This is a genomic window from Streptomyces sp. NPDC047022 (assembly GCF_040644155.1).
GTDB lineage: Bacteria > Actinomycetota > Actinomycetes > Streptomycetales > Streptomycetaceae > Streptomyces.
Window position 1 is genome coordinate 11,008 of record NZ_JBEYVV010000029.1, and the last position, 13,011, is coordinate 24,018.

Here is a 13,011-nt window from a genome sequence, read left to right on the forward strand (position 1 = left end):
TGGCGCCGCTCACTTCAGCCTGCTGGAGGCGAGGACGGACACGAGGTGGAGCAGGGTCTGCAGCAGGGCGATACCGGCCAGTACGGCGACTCCGAGCCGCGAGAAGAACAGGTCGCCCCGGACCGCGTCCAGGATCGCCAGGACCAGGATCAGCAGGGACGCCTCGATACCGAGGACGAGCCGGTGGAACTTCAGCGCCGCGGCGGCCCTGCGGGCGAGCGCGAGGCCGGACGAGCGCGGCTGAGCCGCCGACTCCTGCACCGGAGGCAGCCCGCCCTGGTGCCGGGCGACGCCCACGAGGTCGGTCTCGGCCTTGATCAGGACGGCGCCGAGGGCGGCGAGGGTGCCGAGGAAGGCCCACAGCCAGTCGATACGCCCAGAACCCCACAGGTCGGCGGCGCGCAGCCCGAACCCGACCAGGACGGCCGCGTCGCAGAGATAGGCGCCCACCCGGTCCAGGTACACACCGCTGAGCGAGAACTGCTTCTTCCAGCGGGCGATCTCACCGTCGACACAGTCCAGCAGCAGATAGAGCTGAACCATCAGCACACCGAGCACGGCGCCCGCGACCCCCGGCACCAGCAGGGCCGGAGCGGCGAGGACGCCGAAGACGGTCATCAGGTAGGTCAGCTGGTTGGGCGTGACCCTGGTGTTCACCAGGTAGCGGTCCACCCGCAGCGAGATCTCCCGCATGTACAGGCGTCCCGCCCAGTGCTCACCGCTGCGCCGGTCCTTCACCCCGGCGGGGTGCACGACAGGACGGAGTTCAGCTACCGATGGCCTTGACATAGTCGGCGTACGCGTCCTTGATCTGTTCGGGTTTCAGGTCGAGGTGTTCGAGGATCGTGTAGCGGCCCGGCCGGGTCTCCGGAGCGAACTCCACGGCCCGGACGAACTCGTCCACCGTGAAGCCGATCTCCTCCGCCAGCACCGGCAGTCCGTGTCGGCGCAGCACCTGGGCCATGTACTTCGACTCCTCCCGCGCCCCTCGCAGATGCATCGCGAAGGCCGCTCCGAGGCCGCACTGCTCGCCGTGGGAGGCCGCGCGCTTGGGGAAGAGCAGGTCGAAGGCGTGGTTGATCTCGTGGCACGCGCCGGAGGACGGGCGCGAGTCGCCAGAGACCGACATGGCGATGCCGCTGAGGACCAGCGCCTCGGCCAGCACCTGCAGGAAGTCGTTGTCGCCGATGCCGCCGGGGTGGCGCAGCACCGCCTCACCGGCCTGCCGTGCCATCGCCGCGGCGAGGCCGTCGATCTTCTCGCCGTTGACGCGGTTGGACAGCTCCCAGTCCGCGATGGCGGAGATGTTCGAGATGGCGTCGCCGATGCCCGCGCGCACGAAGCGTACGGGGGCCTCGCGGATGACGTCGAGGTCGATGACGACCGCGATCGGGTTCGGCACACCGTAGGAGCCGCGGCCCGCGTCGTTGTCCAGCGTCGCCACGGGCGAGCACAGGCCGTCGTGCGCGAGATTGGTGGGCACGGCGACCAGCGGAAGGCCGACCCGCGCCGCGGCGAACTTGGCGCAGTCGATGATCTTGCCGCCGCCGAGGCCCACAAGGGCGTCGTAGCGGCCGGACTTCATCTCGCCCGCCAGCCGGACCGCGTCGTCCAGGGTGCCGCCGCCGACCTCGTACCAGTCGGCGCCCGGCAGGCTGGGGCTGAGCCGCTCGCGCAGCCGGGCCCCCGAGCCGTCACTCACCGCGACGGCCAGCCGGCCCGAGTGCGAGATGCGCTCGTCCGCGAGGACGCCCGCGAGGTCGTCGAGGGCCCCGGGACGGATGTCGACGACGACCGGCGAGGGGATGAGCCTCGTCAGTAGCGGCATGCGATCTCCCTGCCCCTGGCGAGGTCGTCGTGGTTGTCGATCTCGACCCACGGGACGTCGCCGATCGGCGCCACGTCGATCTTGAAGCCCCGGTTGACCAGCTCCTGGTAGCCGTCCTCGTAGTACAGCTGCGGGTCCCGCTCGAAGGTCGTCCTCAGCGCGTCCGCCAGCTCCTCGGCCGACCCGCCCTCGATGAGGGTGACGCCGATGTACTCGCCCGTCGCCTCGGACGGGTCCATCAGCTTGGTGATCTTCCGGACGCCCTCGGCGGGATCCACGACGACCTTCATCTCCTCGTCGGCGAGCTTCTTCACCGTGTCGAGGGCGAGGATGATCTTCCTGCCGTCGCCGCGGGCGGCGAGCAGCGTCCTCTCGACGGAGACCGGGTGCACCGTGTCGCCGTTGGCGAGGATCACGCCGTCCTTGAGGGCGTCACGGCCGCACCACAGGGAGTAGGCGTTGTTCCACTCCTCGGCCTTGTCGTTGTCGATGAGTGTCAGCTTCAGGCCGTACTTCGCCTCCAGGGCCGCCTGGCGCTCGTACACGGCCTCCTTGCGGTAGCCCACGATGATCGCGGCCTCGGTCAGGCCGACCTCGGCGAAGTTGCCCAGGGTCAGGTCCAGGACGGTGGGGCCGTCCGGCTCACCCGCGGGCCCCACCGGCACCAGCGCCTTGGGCAGGGTGTCGGTGTAGGGGCGCAGGCGCCGTCCGGCGCCGGCCGCCAGCACGAGGCCGATCATGCGGGTTCTCCTTCATCGTGTACGGCGGGTGCGCCGCTCTTGTGAGCGGTCACCCAGAAACGGATGCTCTCGGCGAGCACCACCAGGGCCACGTACCCGGCGAGGGCCGTGAGCGCGACCTTGAACTGTGCCGCGGTGAGCAGCGCGGCCAGGACGGTGACCAGCAGCGTCCGGCCTTCGTGCCCGCCGACCGCGCGCACCAGCCAGTGCGGCGGCGCGCCGGCGTCACCGCGGATGCGATAGACCGTGTCGTAGTGATGGTAGGCGACGGCCGCCACCAGCCCGAAAGCCGCCGGCAGCACTCCGTTCACCCCGGATTCGGCCGCGAGCACCAGGACGGTGCCGTATTCGGCGGCCCGGAAGACAGGCGGGACGAGCCAGTCCAGGGCGCCCTTGAGGGGGCGCGCGACGGCTATGGCGGATGTCACCGTGTAGGCGAGGGCGCACAGGACGGTCCCCCAGCCGGCGCCCCACACCAGGGCCGAGGCCACGACGAGGACACCGCCCGCGAGCGCGATCACGGCGGCCTGACCGCGGCGGGCGCCGCGAACGGCCCGCAGCAGCAGATCGACGAGAGGCCCGCTGTCCGCGAGGTCCGCCAGCGCCCTGGCCGCGCGGTCGGTGCGCCGGGCCTTGCGCGTCAGGGAGCGCAGCACGCGTCCGGCGGTGGTGTAGGTCGCGGCGAAGGCGCAGCCGATGAGCAGGGCGTAGAAGGTGATGCGTGGAGTGGTGGCCGCGGTGAGGACGGCGATCATGGCCCAGCGCTCGCCGATCGGCAGGACGATCATGCGGCGCGCCCAGACGGTCCACCCGACGCTGTCGAGGCGGTCGGAGAGGGCGGCGGTGGGGCTGGTGTTGGCGGTCGCGTCGTGGTTGGCCTCGTTGAAGGCGAAGTCCACCACGTGACGGCAGGTCTGCAGGACCATGGCGCCCAGCGCGAGGGCCCAGACGTCGTCGCCTCCCCGGGCCGCGCCGAGCGCGAGGCCCGCGTAGTAGGCGTACTCCTTGGCGCGGTCGAAGGTGGCGTCCAGCCATGCCCCGAGCGTCGAGTACTGGAGCGAGTAGCGGGCGAGCTGACCGTCGGTGCAGTCGAGGACGAAGGAGACGATCAGCAGGACGCCCGCGGCGACGAAGCCGGTGCGGGTGCCGGTGGCCGCGCAGCCGGCCGCGATCAGCGCGGTGACCAGCGAGGCGGTGGTGACCTGGTTGGGGGTGAGGCCTCGACGGGCGCACCAGCGGGCGATGTAGCGCGAGTACGGACTGATGAAGTGCGTCGTGAAGAAGCCGTCGCGGGCCTTGACCGCGCTGCGCAGCCGAACAGCCTCGTCGTCCACCGCCGAGACCGCCTGGCGGGCCTCGTTGCGGGCCTGGGGGTCGGACGGGACGGCGGCGACCAGCGCGCCGAGTTCCGGGCGGTGCACCGGGATGCCGTCGGCGTCCAGCGCCTCGGTCAGGCGCTCGGCGAGGCCGCCGGTGAGGGTCGGGACGCCCACGCCGCTGGTCCGGGCGGAGTGCTCACGCGCCAGGGCGCGGGTGAGGGCCTGCCGGGCTTCGGGCTGGGCCGTGACGGCGCCGGGCACGGCGGCGACCGGGAAGCGGGGGTCGGTCAGGCCGAGGCGCAGCGCGTGCGGGTGCCCGACGAAGCGGGCGTCCACGATCGCGACCCGCTGGCCCGCCGGCACCCCGGCGAGGAGCGTCTCGGCGTCACCGGCGTCGGTGGCGACCCGCACGTCGAAGCCGAGGGACCGCAGATCGCCCTCGAGCGGCGATCCGGGGACCGGCTGACCGGTGAGGATGGCGGTCGACAGACGAACTCACTCCCTGAGGCCCGACGCGTACGGGCGCCGGTCATGTGCGTGTGGTGTGGGACACCCGGGGCGGGGCCGGGCCGGGCGGCATGTCGGCAGAGGGTATCGGATGACCGGAAGCCGACGTTCACCGGCCGTTCATGGGCCGATCAATCCGCTCTGAAGCGGTGCCGCCGCGATCATCATGGGAGATCGGAGGGGCCTGCCACAAACCGTGGAGGCGAGGTCCCCACATTCACGACATCACGTTCACGCACCACGACCGCGGGGCGGGACGCATGGGAGCGTTGGTCATCATTGATACCGACAAGCACCCTTTGATCGTCATTGGTGCCGACAGGCACCCTTGCCCCCTCGGTGTTCACACCACCGTCCACGTGACCGCACGGACAGGGAGCATGTTCACCGCGCGGGCATAGGCTGAAGGGTCTTGTCGTGGTCGGCAGGGGGGCGAGGGCGACACGCTCAGGGTGTTACGGAGCGCCATGCGGGACATGCGCGGAGTGACGAAGTGCCGGGAGTGCCGGATTCGTACGGCAGACTTGGGGCTGGACAACCGATGCGAAGGATGGGTATGCCGATCACACCTGCCACCGCGACGTACCGTTCCCAGAACGGCAGCGCCGAGGTCATCTTGCTGGAGCTCGTCGACGAGAACGGGACCACGATCGGCACGGCGGAGAAGCTCGCCGCCCATCAACCGCCAGGGCAGCTGCACCGGGCGTTCTCGGTGTTCCTCTTCGACGAACGCGGGCGGCTGCTGCTCCAGCAGCGGGCGCTGGGCAAGTACCACTCCCCCGGTGTCTGGTCGAACACCTGCTGCGGGCACCCGTACCCGGGCGAGGCACCGTTCGCGGCGGCGGCCCGGCGCACGTACGAGGAGCTGGGGGTATCGCCGTCGCTGATGGCGGAGGCGGGCACCGTCCGCTACAACCACCCCGACCCGGCGTCCGGCCTCGTGGAGCAGGAGTACAACCACCTGTTCGTCGGGCTGGTGCAGACTCCCCTGCGGCCGGACCCGGCGGAGGTCGGGGCGACGGCCTTCGTGACCGCCGAGGAGCTGGCTCAGCGGCACGCGAAGGACACGTTCTCGTCGTGGTTCATGACGGTCCTGGACGCGGCGCGTCCGGCGATCAGGGAGCTGACCGGCGCGTCCGTGGGCTGGTGACCCGAAGGCCACCGAGCCTCACGCGAAGCCGCCTCACACGAAGCCGGGTTGTTTGAGCGGCAGGGCGGCCCAGATCACCTTGCCGCCGCTCGCGGTGTGCTCGACGTCGCACACCCCGCCCGCCTCCCGGGTGACCTCGCGGACCAGGAGCAGACCACGGCCGCCGGTGCGTCCGTGGTCGGTCTCCAGGGCGCTGGGGCGGTAGGGGTGCTCGTCCTCCACCGACAGACGCACCCACTCGGGACCGACGGCGACCTCCACGGCGAGCGTCGGCGACAGTACCGCCGCGTGCCTCACGGCGTTGGTGGCCAGTTCCGACACGATCAGCAGCAGTGCCTGCACGGTGTCGTCCGAGGCGGGCACGCCCTGGCGGGCGAGCAGGTCCCGGACGGCGTGCCGCGCCTGCGGCACCGAGGCGTCCACGGCGGCGGCTGTGAACCGCCACACCCCCTCATACGGCAGCGGTCCCGGGGCTCTGAGGCCCTCCGGTCCGGTCCCGTCACTCTCAGGGCGCGGGCCGGACCCCCGCCCTCGGTCGTCCATCGTCCGGTCGCCACCCTCGCGCTCGATTGTCACCACACGTCGAGTGTTGGGAATGCGCTGGTCCGTCCCGAATGACTGAACAGAAGTCAGCCGGTATCGACGGCTTCTGACCGCCCGCGCATGACATGGACGGGCGGATGACCGGACCTGCCGCACCTCGCGGCGACTTCGGAACTCTTCGGGTTGTACGGGTTCCGCGTCCGTCGCCCGGCCCGTCGCCCGGTCGGTCGCACGCCCGGCGTCGTGCCCTTCTTGATCGCAGGTCCGGGGGGTGCGGATAGCATCCACCATATGGAGCCGCAACTGCTGCACCGAGTCGAGGACGGGGTCGCCACCGCCGTCATCCATCATCCGCAGAAGCGGAACGCCATGACGGCCGCCATGTGGGAGGCGCTGCCGCCGCTGCTCGGCAGGCTGGCCACCGATCCGGCCGTCCGGGTGCTTGTGCTCAGGGGCGAGGGCAGGACCTTCTGCGCGGGCGCCGACATCTCAAGTCTGGTCGAGGCGCCGGAGAAGGCGCAGCATCTGGCGGTGCTGGCCGAGGAGGCGCTGGCGGCGTTCCCCAAGCCCACCCTGGCGGCGGTCCAAGGCCACTGCGTGGGAGGCGGGGTTCAGCTCGCGGCCGCCTGCGACCTGCGATTCGCCGAGGAGGGCGCGCTGTTCGGGGTGACGCCCGCCAAGCTGGGGATCGTCTACCCGGCGTCCTCCACCCGCCGGCTGGCGTCCCTGGTGGGCCCCGGAGCCGCCAAGTACCTGCTGTTCTCGGCCGAGTTGGTCGACGCAAACCGAGCGCTGCGGACCGGGCTGCTGGAGGAGGTGCTGCCCGAGGGCGGCCTCGACCAGCGCGTCGCCGAGTTCACGCACGTCCTGGCGTCCCGCTCGCGGCTCACCCAGGCAGCCGCCAAGGACTTCGCGAACGGCCGAGTGGACCGGGACGCCTACTGGACCGCGCACGCACGCGGCAGCGGCGACGTCGCGGAGGGCGTCAGCGCCTTCCTGGAACGCAGGAAGCCGCAATTCACATGGCCCGAGTCCTAAAAGCGGCTGTCCTCGCGGCACTTCTCCACGAGGTGGGCGGGCGCCTTGTGCGGGGACCCGGCGTCATAGGGCGGCCGCGGGTCGTACTCGGTCATCAGTTGCACGGTCCGGGCCTGCTCGTCACCCGCGATACGGCCGAGCAGCGTGAGTCCCATGTCGATGCCGGAGGAGACACCGGCGGCGGTGACGTACTTGCCGTCGAACACGACGCGCTCGCCGGTTGGTCGGGCGCCGAGGCGGCCGAGGACGTCCAGGGCCAGCCAGTGCGAGGTGGCCCGGCGCCCGTTCAGGAGTCCCGCGGCGGCCAGCAGCAGAGAGCCGGTGCACACGGAGGTCGTCCAGGTGCTCGTGGCGTCGGCCGCGCGCAGCCAGCCGAGGAGGGTCTCGTTCTCCATCTGCGCGCTCTGCCCGGGGCCGCCGGGTACGACCACCAGGTCGGGTCGTGCCACCTCGGCGAGGGTCTTGTCGGCGACCAGTGCGAGGGCCCCGGTGTCGGTGCGCACAGGCCCGGTCCGTTCGCCGATGAAGACGGTTTCCGCGCCGGGGAGGCGGCCGAGGGTCTCGTAGGGGCCCACGGCGTCGAGGGCGGTGAACCGGTCGTAGAGGACGATCGCGATCTGCATGGGGATTCCCTTCCCGCCATGGTTCCCGGCGTACCAACCAGTCGGTAACCTGACCGTCATGACCACTCCCCTGCCGGAGCGCGCCGGGCGGCGCTGCCACAACATGATCAACCCGCTGCACTCGACGCACTACTTCTCACCGGATCTGGCACGCGAACTGACCGCCGTGGGAATCACCGACCGGGAGGCCGCGTACTTCGCGGTGCGGTCCGCCCCGATGGGTCCGGTGGGCGCGGGCACGGTGACGGCCACGTTCTACAACTTCTCGCCCGAACGGGTGGCACGCCATGTGCCCGCCGTCTGGGAGGACGCCTCCCCCGGCACGGTGCTCGCGGCCCGCCTCCGCGCCGTGGACGCGACACTCAGGCGGCTGCTCGGCGAAGAGACCGTCGCGTCCAAGGAGATGGCCGAAGCGGCGGAGCTCGCGCTGCGCGCGGCCGAGGCGTGCACCGGGCACGCGCGCCCCCTGTATGCGGCGCACGCCGATCTACCCGTTCCCGAAGAGCCCCACCTCGCGTTCTGGCACGCGGCCACCCTGCTGCGCGAGCACCGCGGAGACGGCCATCTGGCGGTCCTGCTGGGCGTGGAACTCGGCCCGGTGGATGCCCTGGTGACACACACCGCCACGGGCAAGGGCATGGCTCCCAAGTGGGCTCTTGCCACGCGCGGCTGGAGCGTGCAGGACTGGGACGCGGCGTCCGGGCGGCTGCGCGAACGCGGGCTGCTCGACGCCGAAGGCGAGCTGACGGACACGGGCACCGCGCTGCGCCGGGAGATCGAGGCCGAAACGGACCGGCTGGACCGCGCACCGTACGAACACCTGGGCGCCGCGGGCGTCGAGCGGCTCACCGAACTGGCGGGCGGACTGCTGGCCAAGGCGCGCGCGGCCGGGGCCTTCCCGGAGAACATGATCGGCAAGGGCTGAGCTGACCGGGGCGCCGACCCTGTCCGGCACGCCGTACGGGTGATACGCGCTGCTCCTTGCGGTCCGTAAGTCGGCCATGTCCTCGCCCTGATCCCTTGTTGTCGGTGCGACCTGCCACAATTGCCGCGCAACCTCAGTGGAGAAGGCGGTACGGGATCGTGGCTACACCCCTCGTAGGGTCCATCGAAGGCAGGATCGCCGAGGAGCTCGGCGTACGGGAACGGCAGGTGAAGGCCGCGGTCGAGCTGCTCGACGGCGGCTCCACGGTGCCCTTCATCGCCCGCTACCGCAAGGAAGCGACCGAGATGCTCGACGACGCGCAGCTGCGCACGCTCGAGGAGCGGCTTCGCTATCTGCGGGAGCTGGAGGAGCGGCGCGCGGCGATCCTGGAGTCGGTGCGCGAGCAGGGCAAGCTGACCGGGGAACTGGAGGCCCGGATCCGGGGCGCGGAGACCAAGGCGCGCCTGGAGGACATCTACCTGCCGTTCAAGCCGAAGCGGCGCACGAAGGCGCAGATCGCACGCGAGGCCGGCCTTGAGCCCCTGGCCGAGGGACTGCTCGGCGACCCGTCGGTCGAGCCGCTCGCCGCGGCGGCCGCCTTCGTCGACGCCGACAAGGGGGTGGCCGACCCGGGGGCCGCGCTCGAGGGCGCTCGGGCGATCCTCACCGAGCGGTTCTCGGAGGACGCCGACCTGATCGGCGAGCTGCGCGAGCGGATGTGGGTGCGCGGACGCCTCGCCGCCAAGGTCCGTGAGGGCAAGGAGGAGGCGGGCGCCAAGTTCGCCGACTACTTCGACTTCGCCGAGCCGTTCACCGAGTTGCCCTCGCACCGCGTTCTCGCCATGCTGCGCGGCGAGAAGGAGGAGGTCCTCGACCTCGTCCTGGAGCCGGAGGAGGCGACGGAGGGCCCGTCTTCGTACGAGGGGATGGTGGCGCACCGCTTCCAGATCGCGGACCGCGGGCGCCCCGCCGACAAGTGGCTCGCCGACACGGTCCGCTGGGCCTGGCGCACCCGCATCCTGGTGCATCTCGGCATCGACCTCAGGCTCCGGCTGCGCACGGCCGCCGAGGACGAGGCGGTGTCGGTCTTCGCGGCGAACCTGCGCGACCTGCTGCTCGCCGCTCCGGCCGGCACGCGCGCGACGCTGGGCCTGGACCCCGGCTTCCGCACGGGTGTGAAGGTCGCGGTGGTGGACGCGACCGGCAAGGTGGTGGCCACGGACGTCATCTACCCGCACGTTCCGGCCAACAAGTGGGACGAGGCCATCGCCAAGCTGGCGCGCCTGGCCAAGGAACACGCGGTCGACCTGGTCGCGATCGGCAACGGCACGGCGTCGCGGGAGACCGACAAGCTCGCCGGTGAACTGATCACCAAGCACCCGGAGCTGAAGCTCACCAAGGTGATGGTGTCGGAAGCGGGTGCCTCGGTGTACTCGGCCTCCGCCTTCGCCTCGCAGGAGCTGCCGGACATGGACGTGTCGCTGCGCGGCGCGGTCTCCATCGCCCGCCGCCTGCAGGACCCGCTCGCCGAGCTGGTGAAGATCGACCCGAAGTCCATCGGTGTCGGCCAGTACCAGCACGACCTGTCCGAGGTGAAGCTGTCGCGTTCGCTGGACGCGGTGGTCGAGGACTGTGTGAACGGCGTGGGCGTGGACGTCAACACGGCGTCGGCCCCGCTGCTCGCCCGGGTCTCCGGAATCTCCTCGGGCCTCGCGGAGAACATCGTGGCGCACCGTGATGCCAACGGTCCGTTCACCTCGCGCTCGCAGCTGAAGGGCGTGGCACGGCTCGGCCCCAAGGCGTACGAGCAGTGCGCGGGCTTCCTGCGGATCCGGGGCGGCGACGATCCGCTGGACGCCTCCAGCGTGCACCCGGAGGCGTACCCCGTCGTGCGGCGCATGGTGAAGACCTCGGGCCAGGAGGTGGCCGCGCTGATCGGGAACACGTCGGTGCTGCGCTCGCTCAAGCCGACGGAGTTCGTGGACGAGACGTTCGGTCTGCCGACGGTGACCGACATCCTGAAGGAGCTGGAGAAGCCGGGGCGCGACCCGCGTCCCGCCTTCAAGACGGCCACGTTCAAGGAGGGCGTCGAGAAGCTCTCCGACCTGTCGTCCGGGATGATCCTTGAGGGCGTGGTGACGAACGTGGCGGCCTTCGGCGCGTTCGTGGACGTCGGCGTCCACCAGGACGGCCTGGTGCATGTCTCCGCGATGTCGAAGACGTTCGTCAAGGACCCGCGGGACGTGGTGAAGCCGGGCGACATCGTCAAGGTGAAGGTTCTGGACGTAGACATCCCGCGCAAGCGGATCTCTCTGACGCTGCGTCTGGAGGACGAGGCGGCTCCCCAGCAGGGCGGCGGCGGTCGCCAGCAGCGCGGGGGCCGTCCACCGCAGCAGCGGCAGAACCGCCAGGGCGGCGCTTCCCGCCAGGCGCCGCCCCCGGCGAACAGCGCGATGGCCGACGCCCTGCGCCGCGCAGGCCTCCTGAACTCGGACAAGGGCCGCCGCTGAGCCCGACGGGTTCTGCCCCCTGCCGCTGAGCGGCAGGGGGCAGAACCCGCGCATTCAGGGGCGCGGGGAACCCCGCGAACAACCACGACCGCCCGCGGGCGACAACTCACCCCGCCAAGGGGCGCGGGGAGCTGCGCAAAAGCCCGCCCCGCACCGGCGGGTTCGCGCGCTCAGTGTTCGGTCACCTTGCCGTCCGCCACCGCAAGGCGCCGCGTCACCCGTACCGCATCCAGCATCCGCCGGTCATGGGTGACCAGAAGCAACGTGCCCTCATAGGTGTCCAGCGCCGCTTCCAGCTGCTCGATGGCCGGGAGGTCAAGGTGGTTGGTCGGTTCGTCGAGCACCAGCAGATTGACACCCCTGCCCTGAAGCAGCGCCAGAGCGGCGCGCGTGCGCTCCCCCGGGGACAGCGTCGCCGCCGGTCGCAGCACATGATCGGACTTCAGGCCGAACTTGGCCAGCAGGGTGCGCACGTCGACCGGTTCCACGTCCGGGACCGCCGCGCAGAACGCGTCCAGCAGGGCCTGCGGGCCATGGAAGACCGCGCGGGCCTGGTCGACCTCCCCGACCAGGACACCCGAGCCCAGGGCGGCATGCCCCGCGTCCAGCGGGACACGGCCGAGCAGCGCGCCGAGCAGCGTCGACTTGCCCGCCCCGTTGGCGCCCGTCACCGCCACCCGGTCCGCCCAGTCGAGCTGCAGGGAGACCGGTCCGAACGTGAAGTCGCCGCGCCGCACCTCCGCGTCCCGGAGCGTGGCGACGACCGCGCCGGACCGCGGGGCCGCCGCGATCTCCATGCGCAGCTCCCACTCCTTGCGGGGCTCCTCGACGGCCTCCAGACGCTCGATCATGCGCTGGGTCTGCCGGGCCTTGGCGGCCTGCTTCTCGCTGGCGTCGCTGCGGAACTTGCGGCCGATCTTGTCGTTGTCGCTGCCCGCCTTGCGGCGCGCGTTCTTCACGCCCTTGTCCATCCAGGAGCGCTGCATCCGGGCCCGGTCCTGGAGGGCGGACTTCTTGTCGGCGAACTCCTCGTAGTCCTCCCGGGCGTGCCGCCGGGCGGTCTCCCGCTCCTCCAGGTACGCCTCGTATCCGCCGCCGTACAGGTTGATCTCCCGTTGGGCCAGGTCGAGTTCGAGGACCTTGGTGACCGTGCGGGTGAGGAACTCGCGGTCGTGGCTGACGACCACGGTCCCGGCGCGCAGGCCGCCGACGAAGCGTTCCAGGCGCTCCAGGCCGTCCAGATCGAGGTCGTTCGTCGGCTCGTCCAGAAGGAACACGTCGTAGCGGGACAGCAGCAGCGAGGCGAGGCCCGCGCGGGCCGCCTGGCCGCCCGAGAGGGAGGTCATGGGCTGGTCGAGGCCGACGCCAAGGCCGAGCGAGCCCGCGACGTCCTCGGCGCGCTCGTCGAGATCGGCGCCGCCGAGACCCAGCCAGCGCTCCAGGCTCGCGGCGTACGCGTCGTCGGCGCCCTCGGTCCCGTCGACCAGGCCCTGTGTCGCCTCGTCCATCAGGCGCTGCGCGTGCGCCACCCCCGTGCGGCGCGCCAGGAAGTCCCGTACCGACTCGCCCGGCCTGCGGTCCGGCTCCTGCGGCAGATGGCCGACGGTCGCGGCCGGCGGGGACAGCCGAAGTTCGCCCCGCTCCGCAGGGAGCAGTCCGGCGAGCAACCGCAGCAGTGTGGACTTGCCCGCCCCGTTGGCTCCGACGAGTCCGATCACATCCCCGGGTGCGACCACGAGGTCCAGCCCGGAGAAGAGGGAGCGGTCGCCGTGGCCGGCGGCGAGGTCCTTGGCGACAAGTGTGGCAGTCATCAGACCGACGATCCTAG

11 protein-coding genes are annotated in these 13,011 nt (G+C 71.5%); 4 read left to right on the forward strand and 7 right to left on the reverse strand.

The window, feature by feature from the left end; all coding sequences use genetic code 11:
• Nucleotides 1-9: 9 nt before the first annotated feature.
• Genes ABZ845_RS24920 through ABZ845_RS24935 form a run of 4 tightly spaced genes read right to left on the reverse strand, consistent with a single transcriptional unit; the run spans nt 10 to nt 4,376 of the window.
• Nucleotides 10-789: a CDP-alcohol phosphatidyltransferase family protein gene (locus ABZ845_RS24920; protein WP_360983274.1), complete on the reverse strand. Its 780-nt coding sequence runs from the start codon at nt 787-789 to the stop codon at nt 10-12.
• The gene (locus ABZ845_RS24925) at nt 767-1,828 is read right to left on the reverse strand and encodes an iron-containing alcohol dehydrogenase family protein (RefSeq protein ID WP_360983276.1); all 1,062 of its coding nucleotides are present in this window, start codon (nt 1,826-1,828) and stop codon (nt 767-769) included. The genes ABZ845_RS24920 and ABZ845_RS24925 overlap by 23 nt, the downstream gene beginning before the upstream one ends.
• The gene (locus ABZ845_RS24930; protein ID WP_360983278.1) at nt 1,816-2,568 is read right to left on the reverse strand and encodes a phosphocholine cytidylyltransferase family protein; all 753 of its coding nucleotides are present in this window, start codon (nt 2,566-2,568) and stop codon (nt 1,816-1,818) included. Before ABZ845_RS24930 ends, ABZ845_RS24925 begins: the two co-directional genes overlap by 13 nt.
• Nucleotides 2,565-4,376: a DUF5941 domain-containing protein gene (locus tag ABZ845_RS24935; RefSeq protein ID WP_360983387.1), complete on the reverse strand. Its 1,812-nt coding sequence runs from the start codon at nt 4,374-4,376 to the stop codon at nt 2,565-2,567. The genes ABZ845_RS24930 and ABZ845_RS24935 overlap by 4 nt, the downstream gene beginning before the upstream one ends.
• A 574-nt stretch (nt 4,377-4,950) precedes the next feature.
• Between ABZ845_RS24935 and idi the strand changes: the two genes are divergently transcribed.
• Nucleotides 4,951-5,544, forward strand: a complete 594-nt coding sequence (gene idi / locus ABZ845_RS24940; RefSeq protein WP_360983280.1) for an isopentenyl-diphosphate Delta-isomerase — start codon at nt 4,951-4,953, stop codon at nt 5,542-5,544.
• 33 nt (nt 5,545-5,577) lie between these two features.
• Here the strand turns inward: idi and ABZ845_RS24945 are convergent, their stop codons facing one another.
• Nucleotides 5,578-6,087, reverse strand: coding sequence for an ATP-binding protein (locus ABZ845_RS24945; RefSeq protein WP_360983389.1), 510 nt, complete (start codon nt 6,085-6,087; stop codon nt 5,578-5,580).
• A 291-nt stretch (nt 6,088-6,378) separates the two neighbouring features.
• Here ABZ845_RS24945 and ABZ845_RS24950 point away from each other — a divergent pair, with 291 nt between their 5' ends.
• Nucleotides 6,379-7,125, forward strand: a complete 747-nt coding sequence (locus ABZ845_RS24950) for an enoyl-CoA hydratase/isomerase family protein (protein ID WP_360983282.1) — start codon at nt 6,379-6,381, stop codon at nt 7,123-7,125.
• Here the strand turns inward: ABZ845_RS24950 and ABZ845_RS24955 are convergent.
• Nucleotides 7,122-7,748: a DJ-1/PfpI family protein gene (locus ABZ845_RS24955; protein WP_360983284.1), complete on the reverse strand. Its 627-nt coding sequence runs from the start codon at nt 7,746-7,748 to the stop codon at nt 7,122-7,124. The two genes, ABZ845_RS24950 and ABZ845_RS24955, sit on opposite strands and share 4 nt — an antisense overlap.
• 58 nt (nt 7,749-7,806) lie before the next feature.
• Between ABZ845_RS24955 and ABZ845_RS24960 the strand changes: the two genes are divergently transcribed.
• Together ABZ845_RS24960 and ABZ845_RS24965 are read left to right on the forward strand one after the other, a co-directional pair.
• Nucleotides 7,807-8,673 (forward strand): hypothetical protein, encoded by an 867-nt coding sequence (locus tag ABZ845_RS24960; protein ID WP_360983286.1) that lies wholly within the window; start codon nt 7,807-7,809, stop codon nt 8,671-8,673.
• Nucleotides 8,674-8,831: 158 nt separating this feature from the next.
• A complete protein-coding gene (locus tag ABZ845_RS24965; protein WP_360983288.1) occupies nt 8,832-11,183 on the forward strand; it encodes a Tex family protein in 2,352 nt (783 codons plus the stop codon).
• A gap of 170 nt (nt 11,184-11,353) precedes the next feature.
• Here the strand turns inward: ABZ845_RS24965 and ABZ845_RS24970 are convergent, their stop codons facing one another.
• Nucleotides 11,354-12,994: an ABC-F family ATP-binding cassette domain-containing protein gene (locus ABZ845_RS24970; RefSeq protein WP_360983290.1), complete on the reverse strand. Its 1,641-nt coding sequence runs from the start codon at nt 12,992-12,994 to the stop codon at nt 11,354-11,356.
• Nucleotides 12,995-13,011: the final 17 nt, after the last annotated feature.